The organism is Aeromicrobium sp. Root472D3 (genome assembly GCF_001426485.1).
Taxonomy (GTDB): domain Bacteria; phylum Actinomycetota; class Actinomycetes; order Propionibacteriales; family Nocardioidaceae; genus Aeromicrobium.
On the sequence record NZ_LMET01000001.1, the window covers coordinates 1,429,710 to 1,453,017 of the forward strand.

At 72.1% G+C, this 23,308-nt stretch carries 19 protein-coding genes; 8 read left to right on the forward strand and 11 right to left on the reverse strand.

What is annotated here, in order from left to right; translation table 11 throughout:
* The first annotated feature begins 1 nt into the window (after position 1).
* Positions 2 to 454, forward strand: coding sequence for a DUF1772 domain-containing protein (locus ASD10_RS07045; RefSeq protein WP_056606636.1), 453 nt, complete (start codon positions 2 to 4; stop codon positions 452 to 454).
* Here the strand turns inward: ASD10_RS07045 and ASD10_RS07050 are convergent.
* From ASD10_RS07050 to ASD10_RS07065, 4 genes are read right to left on the reverse strand one after another with little or no spacing between them, the layout of a single operon-like run.
* On the reverse strand, positions 451 to 954 hold the full coding sequence (locus tag ASD10_RS07050) for a hypothetical protein (RefSeq protein WP_056606639.1): 504 nt from the start codon (positions 952 to 954) through the stop codon (positions 451 to 453). The genes ASD10_RS07045 and ASD10_RS07050 overlap by 4 nt on opposite strands.
* A 1-nt stretch (position 955) precedes the next feature.
* Positions 956 to 2,593, reverse strand: coding sequence for a phospho-sugar mutase (locus tag ASD10_RS07055; protein WP_056606642.1), 1,638 nt, complete (start codon positions 2,591 to 2,593; stop codon positions 956 to 958).
* Between the two features lie 11 nt (positions 2,594 to 2,604).
* Positions 2,605 to 3,390: an NAD(P)-dependent oxidoreductase gene (locus ASD10_RS07060; RefSeq protein ID WP_056606645.1), complete on the reverse strand. Its 786-nt coding sequence runs from the start codon at positions 3,388 to 3,390 to the stop codon at positions 2,605 to 2,607.
* A complete protein-coding gene (locus ASD10_RS07065) occupies positions 3,390 to 4,181 on the reverse strand; it encodes a purine-nucleoside phosphorylase (protein ID WP_056606649.1) in 792 nt (263 codons plus the stop codon). The genes ASD10_RS07060 and ASD10_RS07065 overlap by 1 nt, the downstream gene beginning before the upstream one ends.
* Before the next feature lie 18 nt (positions 4,182 to 4,199).
* Between ASD10_RS07065 and ASD10_RS07070 the strand changes: the two genes are divergently transcribed.
* Positions 4,200 to 4,763 carry a TetR/AcrR family transcriptional regulator gene (locus ASD10_RS07070; RefSeq protein ID WP_056609968.1) on the forward strand — a complete coding sequence of 188 codons (564 nt, stop codon included), beginning with the start codon at positions 4,200 to 4,202 and terminating at the stop codon, positions 4,761 to 4,763.
* Between the two features lie 169 nt (positions 4,764 to 4,932).
* Here ASD10_RS07070 and ASD10_RS07075 read toward each other — a convergent pair whose 3' ends face one another.
* The 6 genes from ASD10_RS07075 to ASD10_RS07100 all read right to left on the reverse strand — a co-directional run bounded on the left by ASD10_RS07075 (position 4,933) and on the right by ASD10_RS07100 (position 12,308).
* Positions 4,933 to 6,675: a hypothetical protein gene (locus ASD10_RS07075; RefSeq protein WP_056606652.1), complete on the reverse strand. Its 1,743-nt coding sequence runs from the start codon at positions 6,673 to 6,675 to the stop codon at positions 4,933 to 4,935.
* Positions 6,676 to 6,800: 125 nt separating this feature from the next.
* Positions 6,801 to 8,159, reverse strand: coding sequence for a hypothetical protein (locus ASD10_RS07080; RefSeq protein ID WP_056606655.1), 1,359 nt, complete (start codon positions 8,157 to 8,159; stop codon positions 6,801 to 6,803).
* Positions 8,149 to 9,243, reverse strand: a complete 1,095-nt coding sequence (locus tag ASD10_RS07085) for a hypothetical protein (RefSeq protein ID WP_056606658.1) — start codon at positions 9,241 to 9,243, stop codon at positions 8,149 to 8,151. The genes ASD10_RS07080 and ASD10_RS07085 overlap by 11 nt, the downstream gene beginning before the upstream one ends.
* Positions 9,222 to 10,022, reverse strand: a complete 801-nt coding sequence (locus tag ASD10_RS07090; RefSeq protein WP_056606662.1) for a heme ABC transporter ATP-binding protein — start codon at positions 10,020 to 10,022, stop codon at positions 9,222 to 9,224. The genes ASD10_RS07085 and ASD10_RS07090 overlap by 22 nt, the downstream gene beginning before the upstream one ends.
* 76 nt (positions 10,023 to 10,098) lie before the next feature.
* Positions 10,099 to 11,199 (reverse strand): iron ABC transporter permease, encoded by a 1,101-nt coding sequence (locus ASD10_RS07095; protein WP_056606665.1) that lies wholly within the window; start codon positions 11,197 to 11,199, stop codon positions 10,099 to 10,101.
* Positions 11,196 to 12,308, reverse strand: coding sequence for a hemin ABC transporter substrate-binding protein (locus ASD10_RS07100; protein WP_056606668.1), 1,113 nt, complete (start codon positions 12,306 to 12,308; stop codon positions 11,196 to 11,198). The genes ASD10_RS07095 and ASD10_RS07100 overlap by 4 nt, the downstream gene beginning before the upstream one ends.
* Positions 12,309 to 12,484: 176 nt before the next feature.
* Between ASD10_RS07100 and ASD10_RS07105 the strand changes: the two genes are divergently transcribed.
* The 5 genes from ASD10_RS07105 to ASD10_RS07125 all read left to right on the forward strand — a co-directional run bounded on the left by ASD10_RS07105 (position 12,485) and on the right by ASD10_RS07125 (position 20,038).
* Positions 12,485 to 13,138 (forward strand): heme oxygenase (biliverdin-producing), encoded by a 654-nt coding sequence (locus tag ASD10_RS07105; protein WP_056606673.1) that lies wholly within the window; start codon positions 12,485 to 12,487, stop codon positions 13,136 to 13,138.
* 153 nt (positions 13,139 to 13,291) lie between these two features.
* Positions 13,292 to 14,662, forward strand: coding sequence for an NAD(P)H-quinone dehydrogenase (locus ASD10_RS07110; RefSeq protein WP_056606676.1), 1,371 nt, complete (start codon positions 13,292 to 13,294; stop codon positions 14,660 to 14,662).
* 172 nt (positions 14,663 to 14,834) lie between these two features.
* Entirely contained in the window at positions 14,835 to 17,987 is a 3,153-nt protein-coding gene (locus ASD10_RS07115) for a SpoIID/LytB domain-containing protein (RefSeq protein WP_082556071.1), read from the forward strand.
* A 9-nt stretch (positions 17,988 to 17,996) separates the two neighbouring features.
* On the forward strand, positions 17,997 to 19,664 hold the full coding sequence (locus tag ASD10_RS07120) for an N-acetylmuramoyl-L-alanine amidase (RefSeq protein ID WP_056606681.1): 1,668 nt from the start codon (positions 17,997 to 17,999) through the stop codon (positions 19,662 to 19,664).
* On the forward strand, positions 19,661 to 20,038 hold the full coding sequence (locus ASD10_RS07125; RefSeq protein ID WP_056606684.1) for a phage holin family protein: 378 nt from the start codon (positions 19,661 to 19,663) through the stop codon (positions 20,036 to 20,038). The genes ASD10_RS07120 and ASD10_RS07125 overlap by 4 nt, the downstream gene beginning before the upstream one ends.
* 82 nt (positions 20,039 to 20,120) lie before the next feature.
* Here the strand turns inward: ASD10_RS07125 and ASD10_RS07130 are convergent, their stop codons facing one another.
* The gene (locus ASD10_RS07130; protein WP_082556072.1) at positions 20,121 to 21,896 is read right to left on the reverse strand and encodes a biotin carboxylase N-terminal domain-containing protein; all 1,776 of its coding nucleotides are present in this window, start codon (positions 21,894 to 21,896) and stop codon (positions 20,121 to 20,123) included.
* A 121-nt stretch (positions 21,897 to 22,017) separates the two neighbouring features.
* Between ASD10_RS07130 and ASD10_RS07135 the strand changes: the two genes are divergently transcribed.
* A complete protein-coding gene (locus ASD10_RS07135; protein ID WP_056606687.1) occupies positions 22,018 to 23,184 on the forward strand; it encodes an acyl-CoA dehydrogenase family protein in 1,167 nt (388 codons plus the stop codon).
* Positions 23,185 to 23,308: the final 124 nt, after the last annotated feature.

A 23,308-nucleotide genomic window follows, 5' to 3' on the forward strand; every position in this document is an offset into this window, starting at 1 on the left:
CATGACCTCGATCCTCGTCGTCGCCGCGACCGTCCTGACGGGCCTGTCGGCGGGCCTGTTCGCGACCTTCGGCTACGCCGTCATGCCCGGTCTGCGCCGCACCGACGACGCGGTCTTCGTGCAGGCCATGCGCGCGGTCAACGTCGCGATCCTCAATCCGGTCTTCGCGGTCGTCTTCGGGGGAGCGTTCGTGGTGTCCGTCGCGGCCGTCGTCGCGTCGTGGGGCACCTCCGCGGCGCCGTGGCTGCTGGCGTCGACGCTGCTGTACGTCGTCGGGGCGTTCGTCGTGACCGGCGTCGTCAACGTGCCGTTGAACGATGCCCTGGCCGAGGGGGACGAGGTGCGGTCGCTGCGGGCCGCGTTCGAGCGCCGGTGGGTCGCGTCCAACCACGTGCGGTCGGCGCTGACCACCGTCGCCCTGGTGTGCGCCGCCATCGGCGCGACGCACGTCTAGGCGGTCGGCCGGCGTCGCAACGCCGTGACGAGCGCCAGCGTCCCGGCCGCGACGACCAGGACGAGGGCGATGCCGGCGACCGCGATCCCGAGCACGACGTAGCGCGTCAGGCGCGGGTTGTCGGCCGTGCCGATCACGAGATCGGACGCGGTGGTGCACGTCAGCGTGTGTCGGGACCCCGGGGCGCCGCTGACGACGCCCACGCGCTCCCACGAGCGCCGGCCGTCGGTGATCGAAACGGCGCCCAGGGTCGCCGAGAACGAGTCGCGCCCGCTGCCGGCCTCCTCGGTGCTGCAGTACACGGAGTTCGAGGAGGGACTCGCCCAGATCGCGAGCGGGCGGTCGCCCACCGTGACGGTCGACCGCGTCGGATCGGCGACGGGCTCGATGTCGTACCCCGCGAGGGCGCGCGACACGACGAGCCCGAACACCGCGCCGAGGGCCACCGCCAGCACGACGAGCCCCGCGGCGACGGCGTAGCGGCGCTTCGCCGTGCCCACGCTAGATGCCCAGCGTGGCCGCGAGATCGGTCTTGATCGCGGCGATCTGCTCGTCGGCCGTGCGACGCGCGACGTCGATCGAGTCGGTCACCGGCACGACGACCTCGATGTAGCACTTGAGCTTGGGCTCGGTGCCGGACGGACGCGCGATGATGCGCGCCCCGCCGTCGAGGCCCAGCCGGATGCCATCGGTGGGCGGCAACCCGTGGTACCCCTCGGCGAGGTCGTCGACGGAGGTGACGTCGAGCCCGCCGAGCACGGTCGGCGGCGACGTGCGCAGGACGTCCATGGCCCGGCTGATGATCGACAGGTCGTCGACGCGCACCGACAGCTGGCTCGTGCCGTGCAGGCCGTGCTCGCGGTAGATGTCGTCGAGCCGGTCGATCAGCGTCCGCCCGTCGGCCTTGAGCTGCGCGGCCATCTCGAGCACCGTGACGATCGCCGAGACGCCGTCCTTGTCGCGGGCGATGTCGGGGGCGACGCTGTAGCCGAGCGCCTCCTCGTAGCCGAAGACCAGCGTCGGGATCTTGCCGAGCCACTTGAAGCCCGTCAGGGTCTGCTCCCACGGCTGCCCGAACGCGGCGGCCTGACGGCCCAGGAGGTCGGACGACACGATCGACGAGCCGTACGTGCCCTCGACGCCGCGACGCAGCAGGAAGTCGGCCAGCAGGACGCCGACCTGGTCGCCGGTCAGCATGCGGTACGACTCGCCCTCGCGGACGCCGACGGCGCACCGGTCGGCGTCGGGGTCGTTGGCGACGATGACGTCGGCACCGACCTCGGACGCGAGCTTGAGCGCGAGGTCCATCGCGCCGGGCTCCTCGGGGTTCGGGAACACGACGGTCGGGAAGTCGGGGTCGGGGTCGCCCTGCTCGCGGACGACGTGCAGCGGCGGGAAGCCCGCCTTCGCGACGGCCTCGACGAGCGTGTCGCGGCCGACGCCGTGCATCGGGGTGTAGACCGCGACGACCTCGCGCGGGCCGTCGCCGGGCAGCGCGACGACGGCGTCGACGTACGCCGTCGCGACGTCGTCGCCCAGCGTCTCGTACCCGTCGCTGCGAGGCATCTCGTCGACCCGGCCGACCGCGTCGATCGCGTCGGAGATGTCGGCGTCGGCGGGCGGCACGATCTGGCTCGAGTCCTCGAGGTAGACCTTGTAGCCGTTGTCCTGCGGCGGGTTGTGCGAGGCGGTGACCATGACGCCGGCGCTGCACCCGAGGTGGCGGATCGCGAACGCCAGCACCGGGGTCGGCAGGTGCGTCGGCAGCAGGAGGGCGTGGACCCCGGCGCCCTCCATGATCTCGGCGGTGTCGCGCGCGAACACGTCGGAGTTGTGGCGGGCGTCGTAGCCGACCACGACGCTGGGACGCTCGCCGGCGCCCGACGCCTGCTCGAGCAGGTAGGCCGCGAGACCGGCCGCGGCCTGGGCGACGATGACGCGGTTCATCCGGTTGGGGCCCGCTCCGAGCGCACCGCGCAGGCCCGCCGTGCCGAACTGGAGCCGCTCGGAGAACCGGTCCTGCAGCGCGTCGGTGTCGTCCGCGTCGATCAGCGCCTGCAGCTCGTCGCGGGTGACGGGGTCGGGGTCCTGGCTCAGCCAGTCGTGGGCTCGGGCGATGAGGTCGGTGTCGGTGGTCACGGTGGGTCCCTTCAGAAGGCGGATCGGACGTAGGCGGACGTCACGTGCGGTCCGCCGACGAAGGTGTCCTCCACGTCGTCCTCGGGGCGGGCGACGATCGAGTCGGCGTGGCGCTCGGCGTCGTCCCGGGGGTCGAAGCCGATCGCGCGGCCGGGCTCGAGGTCCCACCAGCCCCGGGTGTTGGCGCTGATGCCGTTGACGACGGTGTACCCGGGATCGGGGTGCGTGATCGCGGCGTCGACCATGCGGACGGTGTCGGCGGGCGACAGCCACGTCGAGAGCTGGCGGACGGTCTCGGGGGCGTCGGCGAACGTGCCGATGCGCATCGCCACGGCCCCGATAGCGAACCGGTCGACGTACAGGCTCAGCAGCGCCTCGCCGGCGACCTTGGCGACACCGTAGAAGGTGTCGGGGCGGGGACGGACGGACGTCGTGAGGGGCGCGTCGTGCGGCGTGCGGCCGACGGCGTGGTTGCTGCTGGCGTACGCGATGCGCCGGACGTCGTGGCGCACCATCGCCTCGAGCAGGTGGGCCGTGGTGTGCGCGTGCGAGGCGAGCGCGGCGGGCAGCGAGTCCTCGTCGGGGTTGCCGGCCAGGTGCACGACGGCGTCGACGCCCCGCACCGCGGCGTCGACCGTCTCGGCGTCGAGGCAGTCGCCGACGACCCAGTCGTGCTCGTAGCCCGGGACGGGAACGGGTGCCAGGTCGAGACCCCGCAGGTCGTGCCCGAGGTCGGGCAGCCCGAGGCCGAGGGCGCGGCCGATCGAGCCGCCGGCCCCCGTGACCAGGACCTTCATCAGATGCGCGGCAGGATGTCGCCGAGGAGTGCGCCCATGCGCGTCGCCGCGGCCCTGCCGGCCTCGAGCACCTCTTCGTGGTTGAGGGGCTCGCCGGTCATGCCGGCGGCGGCGTTGGTGACCAGCGAGATGCCGAGGACCTCCAGCCCGGCGGCGCGCGCGGCGATGGCCTCGAGCGTCGTCGACATGCCCACGAGGTCGCCGCCGATCGCGCGGACCATGCCGATCTCGGCCGGCGTCTCGTAGTGCGGGCCGGGCAGCTGGACGTACACGCCCTCGTCGAGGCTGGGGTCGGCCTCGCGGCACAGGGCGCGCAGGCGGCTGGAGTACAGGTCGGTGAGGTCGACGAAGTGCGCGCCCTCGAGTGGCGACGTCGCCGTCATGTTGATGTGGTCGCTGATCAGCACGGGGGTGCCGGGGGACCATGCGGGGTTGAGGCCGCCGCAGCCGTTGGTCAGCACGAGCGTCGAGACGCCCGCGGCGGCGGCCGTGCGGACGCCGTGGACGACGGCGGCGACGCCCTTGCCCTCGTAGAAGTGGGTGCGACCGAGGAAGATCAGCAGCCGCTTGTCGCCGAGGCGCACCGAGCGGACCGTCCCGCCGTGGCCCTGGACGGCGGGGGCGCTGAATCCGGGCAGCTCGGCCAGGGGCACCTCGTGCTCGGGGGTGCCCAGCGCATCGGCGGCGGGGAGCCAGCCGGACCCCATCACGAGGGCGATGTCGTGGTCACCTCCACCGGTGCGTTCACGGAGGGCATCGGCGGCCTGTCGGGCGAGTTCGGTGGAGGTCACCTGCCGTACATTACGACAATGCCGAAGATCATTGGTGGCTCGCTCGAGCAGCACCGCGAGCAGACCCGTCGCCGTGTCTTCGACGCGTTCACGGCGCTGCTGGCCGAGCGCTCGTTCGACGCCCTGACGATGGCCGATCTGGCCGCGCAGGCCGGCATCGGCCGCACCGCGATCTACAACCACTTCGCCGACAAGGACGCCGTCGTGGTGGGCTTCGCGAGCGCCGAGACCGACCGCTACCTCGCCCGGCTGGGTGCCGCCCTCGAGCGGGCGGAGGGACCGGCCGAGGCGATGCGCATCTACGTCCTCGAGCACCTCGACTCCTCGGACGAGTTCCACTTCGGCTTCGGCCCCGAGCTGTACGGCATGCTGTCGCGCGAGTCGATCGCCGAGATCCGCGAGCACGTCGTCGCAGTCGAGTCGGTGCTGCGCGGCATCATCGACGACGGTGTCGCGGCGGGCGTCTTCACGGTCGACGACGTGACGTCGACGATGGCGCTGGTGCACTCGTGCCTCTCGACCCGCCGCGTCACGCCCGCCGCCGTCGAGACGTTCGTGCTGCGCGCCCTCGGCGCCCCCTGACCCCCGCCCCGACCCGGACCCGCGAGTGGTGCGGTCTGGTCTTTCTGGGACGGTGTGTCGGACCACAGAGCACCGTTCGGGCACGCGAACGCAGCACTCGCGCGACGGTCCCGGACGCGGCTCGGCCCGGCCACGAACATCCGTGGCCGGCCCGAGCGCGTGCGCGTGACTACTTCGTGACCGTGAAGGAGCCGCGCTTCAGGGTCGCCGTCCGCTGGAAGCTCGCCGTGCCGGCGAACTTCACCGAGACGGCCCACGTGCCCTTGGCGAGCTTGGGGATCGTGACGGCCGCCTTGCCGTTCCTGACCGTCACCGTCTTGGTCTTGGACTTCTTGCCCTTCTTCTTGAAGGTGACGACGGCCTTGCCGGTGACCGCGGCGCCGTTCGCGGCCGAGACGGTGATGGACGTCCGGCCCGTCCTCTTCGTGGTGGGCTTCGTGGTGCTGCCGCGCTTGACGGAGACCTTCGACGGCGCGATGGGCTGGGCCACGGGGGGCGTCACGACCGGCGGCTCGACGACCGGCGGCTGGGTGGACCCGAAGGTCAGCGGCGTGTACGTCTCGTAGGCGGGCTGGGTCGCGCCGCCGCCGGGGTACGTGTAGATGCCGTAGTTCTTGAGCGTCGTGGCCGTGGCCGTCGTGTCGAGCGCGGCCTTGTCGATCGTCAGCTCGGTCGTGAACGACCCGTCGGCGCCCAGCTCGACGGCTCCGGCGTTCGGGCCACCGATCGTCGCGGTGTCGGCCGCCAGGACGGCCCACTTGGTGGCACTGCCGAGGTTCGAGCGGGCCGACGCCGCGGCGCTCTCGGACGGCTTCCAGACGTCGGCGTACTTGCCGAACGCGATGTAGGTGCCGGAGGGCTTGCCGGCGAGCGGCGGACGGCTGCCCGTGGCGATCGCGGGGTCGAAGTTGCGGCCCGAGACCGTGATGGTCGCCGTGTCGCCCTGGGCGATCGCGGACTCCGAGACCGTGACGGTCGGCGCGGGCCCGGCGATCGACAGACCGACCGTCAGCGGTGCAGCGGGCTTGGCCGCGTCACGAGCCCCGCCGGACGAGTACCAGTACGACGACTGTCCGGTGAGCTGCTGGAAGTCGATGTACGACTGCGGGAACGATCCCCAGCTCGCGCCGGAGGTCGCCTGGGCGGTCCCGGTGCCGGTCTGGACCGTGACGCCGAGGTAGTCGGGCGTGATCGCGGGGCTCGAGGACCCACCCACGACGAGACCGGAGCTCGTCACGTCGACGTTCTTGAGGGTGGCGAGGGTGATGGTCCGCGGAGCGATCGTGGTCCACTTCGTGGTGTCCTGCATGTCGGTGCCGTAGCCGCTGGCCGTCGCGGTGACGGTGCCCGTGCCGTCGGGCCTGACCACGAGCTTGGGGTTGGTCGCGGACCAGTAGGTCAGACCGCCGTAGAAGACCGACGTGAAGGATCCGGTCCACTGGATGTTGGCGGTGTTGTCGGCGACGCTGACCGCGCCCTTGCCGGCCGTGATCCTGACCTGGTTGCCGGTCTTGGAGGAGGTGCTCGCCGCGACGACGGGAGTTCCGGCGGCTGTCTGGCACTTGGTCGACCACGTGGGCGCGACGGGCGCACCGGTGGAGTCGGGCTTCTGGATCGTGACGTTGCCGTCGACGTTCTTGTAGAAGCCGTCGGCCTCGGTCCACAGGCGGCTCGAGCCGGTGTTGCCGGCCGCGCCGGCGGACAGGAAGTTGCAGCCGCCGAAGAAGGCCCCACCGCCCTGCTCGTCGCTCAGACCCCAGGTGAAGGTCGCGTCGACGACGGGGTTGCTGCCGACGGTGGTGACCGGGGCGGCGTGGGCGGGCGTGGCCGCCAGGGCGACGAACCCGCCGGTGGTCAGGACCGCTGCGACGGTCGTCGCGAGCCCTCGGCGGGCTCGGGAGGTGATGGACATGTTCTACCTTTCGGACGGTGCCGGGATGATCCCGGCGATCGGGGGAGGGGGGAGCGGTAAGGCAAGGCTGCCCTTGGTCAGATGGATCCGGGGCGCGGAGATCCGCGGTGCGGACGGCGTCACGCTCAGTCCTTCCGGACGGCGGAGTAGGCGAACGGGCTGGCTGCGGCCAGGAGGGCTGCGGCGAGCAGCACGCCTCCGAGCACCCAGACGCCGGTCTCGCTGGAACCCTCGGTCGACGGTCGGGCGCCCAGAACGGTCGACGCCGGTCGGAACTGGGTCAGGGTCGTCCCGCTGGCGGGCCGGTCGACGGCACCGGGGACGACCGCGGCCCCGGGCCCCCCGGTCGTGAGCCCCGGGGCGGCGGGCGCGTCGTTGCTCGGTGCCTCCGGCGCGTCGTTCTCGACCGCCGGGGTCTTGACACCCTTGGTGCTGGGCGGCCGGGTGACGACGGGTGCACCCGACGAGTAGCTGACGGTCACCGGCTTGGCGACCTTGTGGGCGTCCGCCGATCCGCCGCTGGAGTACCAGTACGAGCCGGTGCCGGACGTCAGCTGGAAGTCGATGAACGACTGGGGGAACGAGCCCCAGGTGCTGCCCGTCCTGGCCTGCGGGGTCTGGTCCCTCACGTCGACGGCGACCCCCGTGTAGGCCGGTTGCGCGGTGAAGCCGAGGTCCTTCGTCAGGTCGACGGGACCGAGGTCGGCCAGGACGGTGCCGGGTGCGTCGGGCACGGGCCGCCACGTCGTCATGTCCTCCATCGACGACCCGAACCCGCTGAGGGTCCCTGTCACGGTGCCGATGCCGTCGACGACCGTCAGTCGTGGATCGGACACGTAGAAGAAGCTGTAGCCCGAGTAGTAGACGACCGTGAAGGAGCCGGTCCACCTGATCGAGGCTGTCCGCGTCGTGGGATCGACCGTGCCGGTGCCACCGGAGATGACGACCTCGTGGTTGCTGAACGGGCCGTTCGTGCCGGACATCGTCGTCCCGGCCGAGGTCGTCTGCAGGCCGGCCCACGTCGCCGGCACCCAGCTGCCGTTCGCGTACTTCTCGATCGAGACGTCACCGGACCGCTGCCTCCAGCTCGACTGCGGCATGATCACGCCGCCGCGTCCCGGGTCGGGGATCTTGCCTGCGGAGAAGAAGTTGAAGGTCCCCGGGGCGAACGCCCGGTTGTTCGACTCGTCGTTGACCCCCCAGCGCAGCTGGGCATCGGTGATCGTGCGGGTCGTGGACGGCGCCTCGGTCGTCGGCGTCGGTACCTCGGGTGTCGGGGTCGGCTCCGGCGTCGGAGCGGTGTCGTCGGGTGTCGGGGCGGGCGTGGGTGACGACGACGTCGGCGAGGCGGTCGGTGTCGTCGCGGTCGCCGTCGGATCGGGCTCGGCCGGGTCGGCGTCGGCGGCCAGCGCCATCGTCGCCGAGCCCATGAGGACGGCGGCGGTCGCGAGGACGGCCAGCGCGGTGCGGATGTCAGATCGCATGGGCGGGCCTGCGCATCCTGCGGATCCGGATCGCGGCGAAGGCGACGGCACCGAGCAGCGCGACGGCCGCGAGCCCGACGAACGCCAACGGCACCCAGCCGGGCAGCCCGCCGTCGTCGGTCGTGGCCGATGCCGAGGCCGGCGCCGGGTCGGCCGCGATCGGGAAGTTGACGGTGGGGGTCGCGCCGGAGGCTGCCCCGGTGAGCTTGAGGACGTGGGTGCCGGTCGTCGTGCCCTCCGGCAGCTGCAGGACGCCGGCGATCTCGCCGGACGGACCGGCGCTGAGCGGGCCGACGGCCGCCATGCCGTCGTCGAGCGTCGCGACGACCTGCTCGCCGGGGGTGAACCCGCTGCCGGTGAACGACAGCACCCGTCCGACGACCGCGGTGCTCGGGTCGACGACGGTCCTGGCGTCGGCCGCCTTCGCCGTGGTCGGCTGGGCCGCCGCGGACGTCGGGGCGTCCGCGCTGGGGGCCGCGGCGCCGGCCGCGGGTGCGTCGGTCGCGGACGCCGCGGGCTCCCGCGAGGCGCCCAGCGACCCGAACGCCACGGGGGTGAAGGTCTCGTTGCGGGCGTTCTTGACCCCGTGCGCACCGATCGTGATGACGCCGCACGTGACCTTCAGGCAGTCGACCTCGACGGCCTTGCCCGAGCGGTCGACGGTCTTGAACGTGGCGCCGGGGACGGTCAGGGACGTCGACCAGCGTCCGTCCGCCGCGATCGTGCCGCCGTTGGCGGCACCCGCGGTGTCGCTGCCGGGGAACGCCACGAACCGCTGGAAGCCCTGGTTGTTCTTGCTCTCGCTGTCGGGCACGTAGCGGTAGTTGGTGCCCACCTGGCCACCCCTGCTGGGCTGCCACGTGCCCGACACGGTGCCGAAGAAGACGTAGACGCCGCCGTGCCCGCCCTTGATCGACTGGAATCCCGACCCCTTGACCTCCAGCGTCGTCGCGTAGGTCGGGTCGGCCTTCGCGGCCCCCTGGTCGTTGCTGACGGTGACCCTGGCGGCGGCCTGGGCGGGCGCGGGGACGGACAGGGCGACCGCGCACAGGGCCGTCGCGGTCAGGAGAGAGCGGACACGCACGGTGCCTCCTCGGAGTGGTCGATCAGGTGGGGCAGGACGACGAGGCGTCCGCGGTGGTCGATGACGTCGACGGGGTGGCCGTACACCTCGCCGAGGACGTCGGGGGTCAGGACGTCGCGGGGGTGGCCGTCGGCGCGCAGGCGGCCCTCCGCGAGCACGCACACACGATCGGCGTGGGCGGCCGCGACGGTCAGGTCGTGCAGCACCGCGACGACCGCGTGGCCGTCCGCCGCGAGCCGGCGCGCCTCCGACAGCACCTGCTCCTGGTGGCGGATGTCGAGGGCCGCGGTGGGCTCGTCGAGCAGGACGACGGACGTCTGCTGGGCCAGCACGCGGGCGAACGACGTCCGGGCCTTCTCGCCGCCCGACAGCGTCGGGAACGAGCGGTCGGCCAGCGGCAGGACGTCGGTGCGCTGCATCGAGTCGGCCACCACGACGTCGTCGAGGTCCTCCTCCGGCAGACGCGCCCACGGCGCTCGGCCCATGCGGACGACGTCGACGGCCCGGAAGCCGAAGGCGAGCCGCTGCTCCTGCGGCAGGACGGCGCGCCGGCGGGCCAGGGCGGCGACCTTCCAGCGGTGCAGCTCGACGCCGTCGAGCTCGGCGCGCCCCACGGACGGGACGACGTCTCCCGACATGACGCCCAGCAGCGTGGTCTTGCCGGCACCGTTGGGCCCGACCAGTGCGACGAGCTCTCCGGGGACGATCTCGAGCGAGACGTCGTGCAGGATCGGGTGGCCGCCGAGCTGCGCGGAGACCCGCGTGATGCGCAGGGTCATGCCGTCTCGCCGCCCGAAAGAGCATGGTCGCGGGGCGCCGGCACGACAGTTCCGCGGTTCGCTCGCTGGCGCTCGCTCATGCCCACCCCCCGGCCGTCCGGCGCGTGCGGCGCAGCAGCCAGAAGAAGAACGGTCCGCCGACCAGCGACGTCAGCATGCCGATCGGCAGATCGGCTCCCGTCACCGCGGTGCGCGCGATCAGGTCGGCGGCGAGCAGCAGCACGGCCCCGGCCAGCGCGCTCGCCGGGACGAGCACGCGGTGGCCCGGGCCGACCAGCATCCGGATCAGGTGCGGCACGACGAGGCCGACGAAGGCGATGATGCCCGCGAACGACACCGCCGCGGCGGTGAGCAGCGCCACCAGCACGATCGCGACGAGGCGCAGCCGCTCGACGTCGATCCCGACGTGACGCGCGGCGCGGTCGCCGAGCGCGAGGACGTCGAGGCGGCGGGCCATCAGCATCGCGCCGACCAGCCCGACCACGACCAAGGGGGTGACGACGCCGACGTACTCCCAGCGGCTGCCGTTGAGGCTGCCGAGCTGCCAGAACACGATCTGCTCGCGCTCCTGCGTGTCGCCGAGGAAGATCATGAGGGCCAGGCCGGACGCGCACACCGCGTTGACCGCGATGCCCGTCAGCACGAGCGTCACGACCTCGGTGCGTCCGTCGGCGCGCGACAAAGCGTAGACGAGCAGCGTCGTGACGAGGCCGCCGACGAAGGCGAACAGTGCGGTCGTCCACGTGCCGATGAGCTGGATCTGGAAGACGATCACGACGGCCGCGGCGAAGGCGGCACCGGTCGAGACGCCCACGACGCTGGGCTCGGCCAGCGGGTTGCCGAAGATGCCCTGCATCAGGGCGCCGGCGGTCGAGAGCGCGGCACCGACGACGATCGCGAGCGCGATGCGGGGGAACCGCACCTGCCACAGGGTGTTGTCGCCCTGCGGGTGCGTCGGCAGCGTGCCCCAGTCGAGCCCGATGCGGTGCATCAGCGAGCCCCACACCTCGTGCGCCGGGATCGCGAGCTGGCCGCGGCCGGCCGCGTAGACCGTCAGCAGCACGAGCGCCGCGCCGAGCACCACGAACAGGGCGGTGGCGCGGGCGCCGCGGCGGCGGGGGAGCGCCGGCGGCTCGGCGACGGTCGACGACGCGCGCGCCGGCAGCGTCGCCGTCATCGCGTCGACCCCGGCGCGTAGACCGACACGGCCAGCGAGTTGAGCACCTCGGCCGTCCGGGGACCGAAGCTCAGCACCTGCGTGTCCTGCATGTCGACGATGCGGCGCTTCTGGCCCGCGGGGGTGTTGGCGATCGCGGGCAGGCGGTCGAGCAGGCCGTCGACGCCGCCGACCGACTCCAGGCCCTTGCTCATCATGATGATGAGATCGGGCTGCGCCGCGATGATGGCCTCGTCGTTGACGGGTTTCATGCCGTTCCAGTCGATCTCGCGGGCGACGTCGTAGCCGCCGAGCGCGTCGATCAGGCCGTCGGCGCCCGAGCCCTCGCCGAACATGTAGTAGACGCCGGCCTGGCCGCGGACGTACAGGAACACCATGCGCAGCTTGTCCTGCACGGCGGTCGGCGCGATCTTCGCGATCTCGGCCCGTGTCGCGGCGGTCTCCTGCTCGATGCGCTGCCCGAGCTCGACGCCCTCGTCGGGGACGCCAAGGGCGTCGGCGACCTCCTGCGTCAGCGATCCGATGTTGTCGAGGCTGCGCCGGGAGTCGGTGACCACGACGGGGATGCCGGAGTCGCGCATCTGCAGGATGACGTCCCACGGCCCGAGCGACGTGTCGGTGAGGATCACGGTGGGGTTCAGCTCGAGGATCGACTCGGCGTTGAGGTCGTGGCCGTTGCTCGTGACGAGCGGCAGCTTCTTCGCCTCGTCGAACTGGGTGGAGACGTCGCGGCCGACGACCTGGTCGCCGAGACCCAGCTCGAAGACGGTCTGCGACAGCGTCCCGTAGATGTCGAGGGCCAGGATGCGGCTCGTGTCGGTGATCGTGACCTCGGTGCCCTGGGCGTCGGTCACGGTGACGGGCAGTTCCTGCCGGGGCGACGAGCTGACCGGGGTGATCTCGGTGTCGGCCAGCGAGGCGTGCGACGCGCCCTCGTACGCCTTGGGGTCGTCGAGGACCGTCGCGGCGGACAGGTCGACGGCTGCGACGTCCGAGCTCTCCCCGGCGCCCCCGGTGCCGCCGGGGGACGTGCCGCACGCGGCGACGACCGTCGTCGCGAGGGTCAGCGCGGCGAGGCGGCGGGCGGCGGAGAGGACGGGACGTCGCACGGGAATCCTTCGATCGGGCTCCGGTTCCGGTCACGGACCGGCTGAGCAAGGGTAGGCTAACATCACTAAGGGTTGCCTACCCATACTGTGACATACGTCATGACATGTTGTCATATCAATCTGACTGTGTGTCATAATCGTGGGGAACACCCGCCATCCGTCACCAGGAGACCGCCATGACCCTCGTCGCCGAGTCCCGCGAGACGTCCCTCTCGGCCCTCCTGCGCTCGGGCTCGCAGGCCGAGCACACCGCCGCCGAGGGCTCGACCTTCATGTCCGAGCTGCTGGCCGGTCGCATCGACGGTGCGGGCTACGCGCACTTCCTGGGTCTGCTGCGCCGCGTGTACGAGGCGCTCGAGACGACGGCCGCCGAGCTGGCCCACGACCCCGTCGCCTCGGCGGTCGTCGACCCGTCGATCGAGCGGCTCGCGGCGATCGACGCCGACCTCGACCACTGGGGCCGCGTCACGGTCGACAGCCCCGCGACCGACGCCTACGTCGCGCGCATCCGGGCGTCCGCCGCGTGGGGCGGGCTGTTCGTGGCCCACCACTACACGCGCTACCTCGGCGACCTCAGCGGCGGTCAGGCGATCGGTCGCATCATCGGCCGCGAGTTCGGGCTCGACGGGGGAGTGGGCACGGCCTTCTACTCGTTCGAGAACGTGCCCAAGCCCAAGCTCTACAAGGACGCCTACCGCGCCCGGCTCGACGCCCTGCCGCTCGACGACGCCGGGCGTCTGCGCGTCCTCGACGAGGTCAAGGCGGTCTTCGCCCTCAACGGCGGCCTCTTCGCCGAGATGACGACCCACCTCGACCGCTACACCCGCTAGCCCACCTCGCCGACGAGGGGGTTACCGCCCCTCGGCGAGGGGGTTGTCGCCCTTGGGTCGGGCGACAACCCCCTCCTCAGGGGGCCGTAACCCCCTCCTCGGCGGGAAGCGGGCGATTGGCCTCGGGGGGCGCCGGTGCGAGAGGATGGCCGCGTGGCTCATGTGACGATCGTCGGCGGCGGACCCGGTGGATACGAGGCGGCGCTGGTCGCCTCACGACTCGGGGCGCAGGTGACGCTCGTCGAGCGTGACGGCATCGGCGGCTCGACGGTCCTGACCGACTGCGTGCCCAGCAAGACGCTCATCGCGACGTCCGACCTGCTCACCGACGTCAGCACCGCGGGCGAGCTGGGGGTCAAGGTGCCCGCCTCGATCCGCGCCGACCTGGCCTCGGTCGACGCCCGCGTCCTGCGCCTGGCGCAGGCCCAGTCCGACGACATCGCGCACCGGCTCGCCGCGAGCGACGTCGTCATGATCGACGGCACCGCGACGATCGAGACCGCCGGCTCCGTGCGGGTCGAGACCGCGGACGGCGAGCACCTCATCGAGACCGACGCGATCCTCGTCGCGACCGGCGCCCACCCCCGCGTCAGCCCCGACGCGCAGCCCGACGGCGAGCGCATCCTGACGTGGGAGCAGGTCTACGGCCTGCAGGAGCTGCCCGAGCACATGATCGTCGTCGGCTCCGGCGTGACGGGGGCCGAGTTCGCGAGCGCCTACAACGGTCTCGGCGCGGCCGTGACCCTCGTGTCGAGCCGCGACCGCGTCCTGCCCGGCGAGGACGTCGACGCCGCCAACGTGATCGAGGACGTGTTCACCCGCCGCGGCATGACCGTCATGGGCAACTCGCGCATGGCGTCGGTCGTCCGCACCGACGCCGGCGTGCGCGTGACGCTGACCGACGGGCGCACCGTCGAGGGCTCGCACTGCCTGCTCGCCCTCGGCTCGATCCCCAACACGCAGGGCCTCGGCCTCGAGGAGGTCGGCGTCGTCCTGGACGACGCGGGCTTCATCACGGTCGACCGGGTCTCGCGCACGTCGGTGCGCGGCATCTACTCCGCGGGTGACTGCACGGGCGTCCTGATGCTGGCGTCGGTCGCGGCGCAGCAGGGACGCATCGCGATGTCGCACCTGCTGGGCGACGCGGTGCACCCGCTCGACCTGTCGAAGGTCTCGAGCAACGTGTTCACGTCACCCGAGATCGCGACGGTCGGCATGTCGCAGAAGCAGGTCGAGGAGAGCGATCTGCAGATCGACGTCGCGATGCTGCCGCTGGCCTCCAACGCGCGCGCCAAGATGCAGGGCGTGCACGACGGCTTCGTCAAGATCTTCTGCCGTCGGGGGATGGGCGTCGTGGTCGGCGGCGTCGTCGTGGGCCCCCGCGCCAGCGAGCTGATCCACGCGCTGTCGATCGCGGTGTCGGCCTCGCTGACGGTCGACCAGGTCGCCGACGCGTTCACGGTGTACCCGTCGATGTCGGGCTCGGTCGCCGAGGCGGCACGCCGTCTGCACCACATCGGCTGACAGGTTGTCGGACGGTCCTGGGACGGTCCCCCCTGCAACCGCAGGAATGACACGCGTGTAGTTCTCCGGATCGCCGATTTCTGGTCGCATTTCGGGAAAAACTGTGGGCATAATCGTCCGGCGGCCACTCTGGTCACATCCGTCACATCAGTCACAGGAATGGACTTCCCCCATGCTTTCCTGGAGCGCAGCCCGGCGTCTGTCGGGCCTCTCGATCGCCCTCGTGGTCACGGCGGGCCTGCTCGCGCCCTCTTCGGCGCAGGCCGCCGGCACCGAGGTGACGGGTGACGCTCCGGGTGCCGTGGCCCCGCCGGCGTCGTCGTCACCGGCCGCCACCGACGCGCCCGCGCCGGCCGTCGACGTGACGTCGACTGCCGTCCCGCAGGCCGGGCCCGCCGAGACCACGCAGCCCGACCCGGCCGCGCCCTCGACCAGCAAGGTCGTGGCCGAGCTGCCCAAGACGACGACGTCCGACTTCCGCATGGTCGGCGTGACGTGGACCAGCGGCCCGGCCACGGGCGTGACGGTCGAGGTGCGCACCCGCACGTCGGGCACGTGGTCGGCGTGGACGACCCTCGATCCCGAGGTGCAGGACGGCGAGGGCGGCCAGCCCGGCACCGAGCCCCTCTGGGTGGGCGACGCCGACGGAGTCGCGGCGCGCGTCACGAGCCAGTCGGGCGAGCTGCAGGGCGTGCGCATCGCGACGATCGACCCCGGCGCCGACGACGCGACGCAGGCCGGCGCCGCCGCACAGGCACAGGCCGGTGACGGCACCGAGGTCACGGGCGCCTCGTACCGCACCGCCGCCGCGACCGCCGTCGCCGCGACGTCCGACGGGGCGCCGGCCTACACCGGCCAGCCCACGGTCATCACGCGCGCCCAGTGGGGCGCCTCGGCGGGCACGCCGTGCGACACGCCGGCCGCCGGCGACCGCACCCGCGGCGTCGTCGTCCACCACACCGCGGGCACCAACTCGTACACCAAGGCGCAGTCGGCCTCGATCGTGCGGGCCACGCAGGCCTATCACGTCACGTCGCGCAAGTGGTGCGACCTCGGCTACAACTTCCTGGTCGACAAGTACGGCCAGATCTTCGAGGGACGTCGCGGCGGCATCGACCGCGCCATCCGCGCCGCCCACTCCGGCAACGCCGCGGTCAACACCTACACCATGGGCGTCTCGATGATGGGCAACTACGACCTCGTCAAGCCGACGGCCGCGCTGAAGGACGCCATGGTCAAGCTCATCGGCTGGCGCATGGGCACGAACTACCTCAAGGCCAAGGGCACCTACAGCCTCGGCGGCAAGACGCTCAACATGATCGCCGGGCACCGCGACGTGCTGCAGACCGCGTGCCCCGGACGCTACGGGTACGCGTGGCTGTCGGAGTCGGGCGGGCTGCGCGACCGCGTAGAGGCCTACCTCGCGGGCTACACCAGCACCGTCAAGTCGCGCTACAACGCGCTGGGCGCCACGGCGGCCGGTCCGATCTTCATCGGCGAGGCGCAGACGTCGACGGGCAGCCGGCTGCGGGCCAAGAACCTCGACATCTACGCCAAGGGCGCGGGCGGCACGGGCCGTGCGTTCACCGTCGCGGGTGCCGCCCGCACCGAGTACGACCGGGTCGGCTCCCGCACCGGCGCGCTCGGCTACCCGACCGGCGACGCCGTCGCGGTGTCGGGCGGCACGCGCCAGCCGTTCGAGGGCGGATACGTCATGACGGTCGCCGCGACGGGCCGCGCCACGGCCTACACCCACTCGGGTGCGGTCATCACCGGCGGCGGACCCGCCACGCCGGCTCCGGCGCCGGCCACGACCAAGCCGGGGACGGTCGGGTCGATCACGGTCAAGGCCGGCCGCAAGTCGGCCCGCCTGCGGTGGACGGCGGTCGCGCGGGCGACGTCGTACGACGTCTGCCTGGTCGCCACGAAGACCACCAAGACGTGCGACCGGAGCATGACCGGCGTGACGTCACCGACCGCGCTGATGTCGCGGCTCAAGCCGACCAGGGACACCGACTGGTACGCCAAGGTGCGCGGCGTCAACGGCGGCGTGAAGGGCTCCTACTCCAAGCTCAAGGGCTTCAACCTCTCCGGTGGTGTGGCGCCCGCGAGCACCTCGACGGCCCCGACGTCGTCGGGCACGCCGGTGCTGAACGCCGCGTCGATGTCGAAGGCGTCGACCTCGTCGGGCTCGGCCAACACCGTCACGGTGCCGGCGTCGGGACGCATCACGCTGTCGGGTCACGGATTCGGCCACGGCATCGGCATGAGCCAGTACGGCGCCCAGGGCGCGGCCCGCCAGGGCGTCACCTACGACCGGATCCTTGCGACGTACTACCCGGGCACCGCCCTGGGGGCCCGCGGCGGCTCGATCCGCGTCCTGATCTCGCAGGACACCTCGGACGCCGTCGACGTCCGCGCGGCGTCGGGGCTCCGGTTCCGCAAGCTCGCCTCGTCGTTCAAGAGGTCGCTGCCGACGTCGGTCGGCGGCCGCAAGGTCACGACGTGGCGCATCGTGCGCGTCTCGTCGCGCAAGACCCAGTCGACGCTGCAGTACCGCGTCTCGGGCAGCAGCACGTTCCGCACCTACAAGGGCATCCGCTGGACCGGCGACGGCCAGTTCGAGGGCCCGGCCCGCATCGCGCTGGTGCTGCCCGGCGGCACCGTCACGAGCTATCGCGGTGCGATCCGCTCGGCCGTGCCGGCGAAGGGCTCGACGGCCCGCGACACCGTCAACGTCCTGCCGCTCGAGCACTACGTGCGCGGCGTCATCGCCGCCGAGATGCCGGCCGGCTGGGCGGCGGAGGCGCTGAAGGCGCAGGCCGTCGCGGCCCGGACGTACGGCGTCCGCAGCCTCGCCCCGTCCCGCTACTACGACATCTGCAGCACCACCGCGTGCCAGGTGTACGGAGGGGCGTCGCGCGAGACCGCGTCGACCGACGCCGCGGCCCGGGCCACCAGCGGTCAGTACGTGTCCTACCAAGGTGCGCCGGCGTTGACGCAGTTCTCGTCATCCTCGGGCGGGCGCACCTCGGTGGGTTCACAGCCGTACCTCGTGGCGGGCGACGACCCGTACGACGGCTGGTCGGGCAACGCCAACCACGACTGGACGACCACGGTGTCGGCCAGCACGATCCAGAAGGCGTACCCCCGCATCGGCACGCTGCGCTCGCTCACCGTGACGAAGCGGTCGGGCGGCGGGTCGTGGGGCGGACGCGTCTCGGCCGTGACGCTCGCGGGGACCGCCGGCTCCGTCTCGATCTCCGGCAACGACGCCCGTTGGGCGTTCGGCCTCAAGTCCAATTGGTTCAGCTTCAGCAGTTAGGTTTCACACATGCGTTTCATCTCGGGGGCGATCGTCGGGGCCGTGCTGGCCACGTCCATGACGTACGTCGCAGCAGGATCGGCCCAGGCCGACGACATCGCGCTGCCGACGTCGACGGCCGCAGCCGTCGACGTCGAGAGCACGACGGTGCCGGCGGCACCGCAGGCACTCTCGGCGCAGGGCGTCGAGGGGGCCGACGCGGCGGGTGCGGCCGGTGACCCGTCCGATCTCGTCGCCGAGCTGCCGGCGCGCAGCACCGACGACTTCGGGCTGGTCGGCGTGACGTGGGACCGCGGCTTCGACACCACGGGCCTGCTGGTCGAGGTCAGGCTCCGCACGGACGGCGCGTGGGGCGAGTGGGAGGAGCTGCACGTCGAGGCCGACGACGGCTCCGAGGGTGGCCAGGACGGCACCGAGCCCCTGTGGGTCGGATCGGCCGACGGCGTCTCGGTGCGCGTGACGAGCCCGAGCGGCGAGCGTCCGGCCGGGCTCAAGGTCGCCACGATCGATGCCGGCGCCACCTCGACGTCGACCTCCGACGTCAGCCCCGCGGTGTACCGCGCGTCGGCCGCCGGGTCCGTCACGACGGCCGCGACCACGTCGCGTCCGGCGATCATCCTGCGCTCGCAGTGGGGGGCCGCACCCAACACCAAGTGCGACAGCCCGACGGTCAGCAGCGGCATCCGCGGCGCCGTCGTCCACCACACCGCCGGCACCAACTCGTACACCGCGGCGCAGTCGGCGCAGATCGTCCGGGCCACGCAGGCGTACCACATGAAGTCGCGCAAGTGGTGCGACCTCGGCTACAACTTCCTGGTCGACAAGTACGGCCAGATCTTCGAGGGCCGCAACGGCGGCGTCGACAAGGCCGTGCGCGCCGCCCACTCCGGCAACGCCGCAGTCAACACGTACACGATGGGCGTCTCGATGATGGGCACGTTCGCGACCAGCGCCCCGACGCAGGCCACCAAGGACGCCGTGGCCAAGCTCATCAGCTGGCGCCTCAGCGCGGCGGGAGTCCCGGCGACCGGCACGTACTCGCTGGGCGGCAAGACGCTCAACCGCATCGCGGGCCACCGCGACGTCGTCGGCACGGAGTGCCCCGGGGCCGCGGCGTACGCGTGGCTCAGCGCCTCCGGCGGTCTGCGCCAGAGCGTCGCGTCGATGATGTCGGCGTCCGACACCGCGATCTCGCAGCGCGCCGACAAGCTCGGCCCCAAGGCTACCGGCGCGCTCGTGAAGGCCGAGTACCCCTTCGGCTCGGCCCCGGGTGGCACGAAGGCCCGCTACCGCAAGATCGACATCATCTCGACGCGCTTCGGCACGTTCTCGCTGGGTGACGTCGTGCGCTCGCGCTACAACTCGCTCGGCGCGCAGTCCGGCGTCATGGGTGCACCGACCACGATCGTCACGACGACGCGTCGCTCCCAGGTGCGGGTGCAGCGCTTCCACCACGGCACGATCTACCGCGTCAAGCGCAAGAACAAGCCGCTCGCGGGCTTCGCGCTGTACGACCGGATCGAGAACAAGTACCGCTCGCTGAAGGAGGCCAGCGGCAAGCTGGGCGTCCCGACGAAGTCGCAGCGGGCGATCTCCGGCGGACGTCAGCGCGCGTACTTCACGCAGGGCACGCTGACCCTCGAGGCGAACGGCCGTGTCACGGTGTCCGTGAAGTGATCGCCGTCGCCCGGACCGCCGCGATCGCCGCGGCGGCCAATGCGCTGTCCCTGGGCTTCGCGGCCTGGGTGTTCGACCGCTTCGACATCCGCTTCGGCTGGTTCGTGGCGGCGGTCGTGCTGTTCACGGTGCTGACGGTCGTGCTGCGCGGCGTCGTGGTGGGCACCGTCAACCGGTTCGCCCGCGGCTACACGATCGTGGGTGGGCTGGTGCTGACCCTGCTGGTGCTGGCCATCGTCGATCTGGTCGTCCCCAGCGACGGGTTCGAGATCGAGGGGTGGGGCACGTGGATCGGCGTGACGCTGATCGTGTGGGCCGCGGGCGTCGCCTTCGGCGAGGTCGACAACCAGGCTCCCGCCCCCCGGCGGCACTGACCCCACCCTGACCCAGAAGTGCGGAGAACCGGACCACATCCCTGACGGGATTCGGTCCGGTTCTCCGCACTTCTGGGCGGGGTTACTCCGCGGCCGGGGCGTCCTTGATGTCGGCGACGACCTCGCCCGAGCCGATGGGTCCGCCGACCTCGACCTTCAGGCCCGTGACGACGCCGGCCTTGTGGGCGTTGATGGGCTGCTCCATCTTCATGGCCTCGACGACGATGATCTGGTCGCCGGCGGCGACCTCCTGACCCTCGGTGACCGTGACCTTGACGACGGTGCCCTGCATCGGGGCGACCAGCGAGTCGCCGGACGCCGCGGCGCCGGCTGCCTTGCCGGCCTTGCGCTTGGCCTTCTTGGCGCCCGCGGGGGCTGCCGAGGCTCCGAGGCCTCCGGGCAGGACGACCTCGACGCGCTTGCCGCCGACCTCGACGACGACGCGCTCGCGCTCGGCGGGCTCGTCGGCGTCCGCGGACGCGCCGGAGTACGGCTCGAGCTGGTTGTCGTAGTCGGTCTCGATCCACGTCGTGTAGACGTCGAACGAGCCGCCCTCGGCTGTGAACGCCGGGTCGTCGACGACCGAGCGGTGGAACGGGATGACGGTCGGCATGCCGTCGACGACGAACTCGTCGAGCGCGCGACGCGAGCGGGCCAGCACCTGCTCGCGGCTCGTGCCGGTGATGATGAGCTTGGCGATCAGCGAGTCGAACGCGCCGGGGATCGTCTCGCCCTCCTCGTAGCCGCCGTCGAGGCGGACGCCGGGGCCCGACGGGGGAGCCCAGCGGGTCAGCGTGCCGGGGGCGGGCAGGAAGCCGCGGCCCCCGTCCTCGGCGTTGATGCGGAACTCCATCGAGTGCCCGCGGATCTCGGGGTCGCCGTAGCCGAGCTCCTCGCCGGCGGCGATGCGGAACATCTCGCGCACCAGGTCGAGGCCCGTGACCTCCTCGGAGACGCAGTGCTCGACCTGCAGGCGGGTGTTGACCTCGAGGAAGCTGATCGTGCCGTCGGCCGCGACGAGGAACTCGCACGTGCCGGCGCCGACGTAGCCGGCCTCGCTCAGGATCGCCTTGGAGGACGTGTAGAGCCGCTCGATCTGGTCGTCGGTCAGGTAGGGCGCCGGTGCCTCCTCGACGAGCTTCTGGTGGCGGCGCTGCAGCGAGCAGTCGCGGGTCGAGACGACCACGACGTTGCCGTGGCTGTCGGCCAGGCACTGGGTCTCGACGTGGCGGGGCTTGTCGAGGAACTTCTCGACGAGGCACTCGCCGCGGCCGAAGGCGCTGACGGCCTCGCGCACGGCCGACTCGTAGAGCTCGGGGATCTCCTCCATCGTGCGGGCGACCTTCAGGCCGCGACCGCCGCCGCCGAACACGGCCTTGATCGCGACCGGCAGGCCGTTCTCCTCGGCGAAGGCGGTGACCTCGCTGGCGTCCTTGACGGCGTCCTTGGTGCCCGGGGCGAGCGGGGCGCTCGCCTTCTGCGCGATGTGCTTGGCCTTGGCCTTGTCGCCGAGGGCCTCGATGGCGTGCGGCGGGGGGCCGATCCAGATCAGCCCGGCGTCGATGACGGCCTGGGCGAACTCGGCGTTCTCGGCCAGGAAGCCGTAGCCGGGGTGGACGCTGTCGGCGCCCGAGCGCTTCGCGACGTCGATGATCTTCTCGATCGACAGGTACGACTCGGCCGGCGTCGAGCCCTCGAGGGAGTACGCCTCGTCGGCGATGCGGACGAACACGGCGTCGCGATCGGGCTCGGCGTAGACCGCGACGCTGCCGATGCCGGAGTCCTTGCAGGCTCGGATGACGCGGACGGCGATCTCGCCGCGGTTGGCGATCAGGACCTTGGCCAGGGGCTTGCTCACTGAGTCTTCTCCTTGTGCGACGGAATCCTGCCGCAGTCTAGGGCGTCGATTAGTAGGACGTCATATGAGGTAGCCCACGTCCGGCTTGTCGCGTCTGGTTAATGGTTGTTAACATCGCGGCATGTCCTTCGCCCTGTCGCCCGAGCACGAGACCTTCCGCCGCAGCGTCCGCGAGTTCGCCGAGGGCGAGGTCGCACCGCACGTCGCGGCGTGGGACAAGGCCCACCACTTCCCGGTCGACGTCGTGCGGGCGATGGGCGACCTCGGCCTGTTCGGGCTGACGGCGCCCGAGGAGTTCGGTGGCTCCGGGGGCGACTTCACGTCGCTGTGCGTCGCGATCGAGGAGCTCGGCCGCGTCGACCAGTCGATCGGCATCACGCTGCAGGCCGGGGTCGGGCTCGGCATCACGCCGATCCTCGAGTACGGCACCGCCGAGCAGAAGCAGACGTGGCTGCCCGACCTCGTGGCCGGACGTCGTCTGGCCGGCTTCGGCCTCACCGAGCCGGGCGCCGGCTCGGACGCCTCCGCGACCAGGACCAAGGCCGTGCTCGACGGCGACGCGTGGGTCGTCAACGGCTCGAAGCAGTTCATCACCAACTCCGGCAGCGACATCACCTCGCTCGTGACCGTCACGGCCCGCACCGGCACGCGCGAGAACGGGACTCCCGAGATCTCGGCGATCATGCTGCCGTCGGGCACGCCCGGCTTCGTCGCCGAGGCGGCCTACGACAAGCTCGGCTGGCACATCTCCGACACCCACCCGCTGTCGTTCAGCGACGCCCGCGTGCCGGCCGACCACCTGCTCGGCGAGCGCGGACGGGGCTACGCGCAGTTCCTCGCGACGCTCGACGACGGACGCGTCGCGATCTCGGCGCTCGCGGTCGGCTGCCTGCAGGCGTGCCTCGACCTGTGCGTCCAGTACGCGGGGGAGCGCACGACGTTCGGCGCGCCGATCGGCGCCAAGCAGGGGGTCGCGTTCCAGATCGCCGACATCGCCACGATGGTGCGCGCCGGCCGGGCGCTGACGTACCAGGCCGCCGCGCTCAAGGACGCCGGCGCGTCGGCCCGGGAGTTCAAGCAGGCCGCCTCGATCGCGAAGCTCTACACGTCCGAGTCGGCCGTCACCGCGACCCGCATCGCGACCCAGGTGTTCGGCGGCTACGGCTTCATGGAGGAGTACCCCGTGGCCCGCTTCTACCGCGACGCCAAGATCCTCGAGATCGGTGAGGGCACGTCCGAGGTGCAGCGCATGCTGATCGCGCGCGGTCTCGGCCTCCCGGTGGAGTAGGCCGAGGCACCGCGTCGACCCGGAACGAGCGGTCGACGACGTCACACCCGGTGTTCACCGCGGCCCGCCGTCATAGGCGACGCCATGGCACCTCTCGTCAGGTGAGCGGCACGGACCGCTCGCC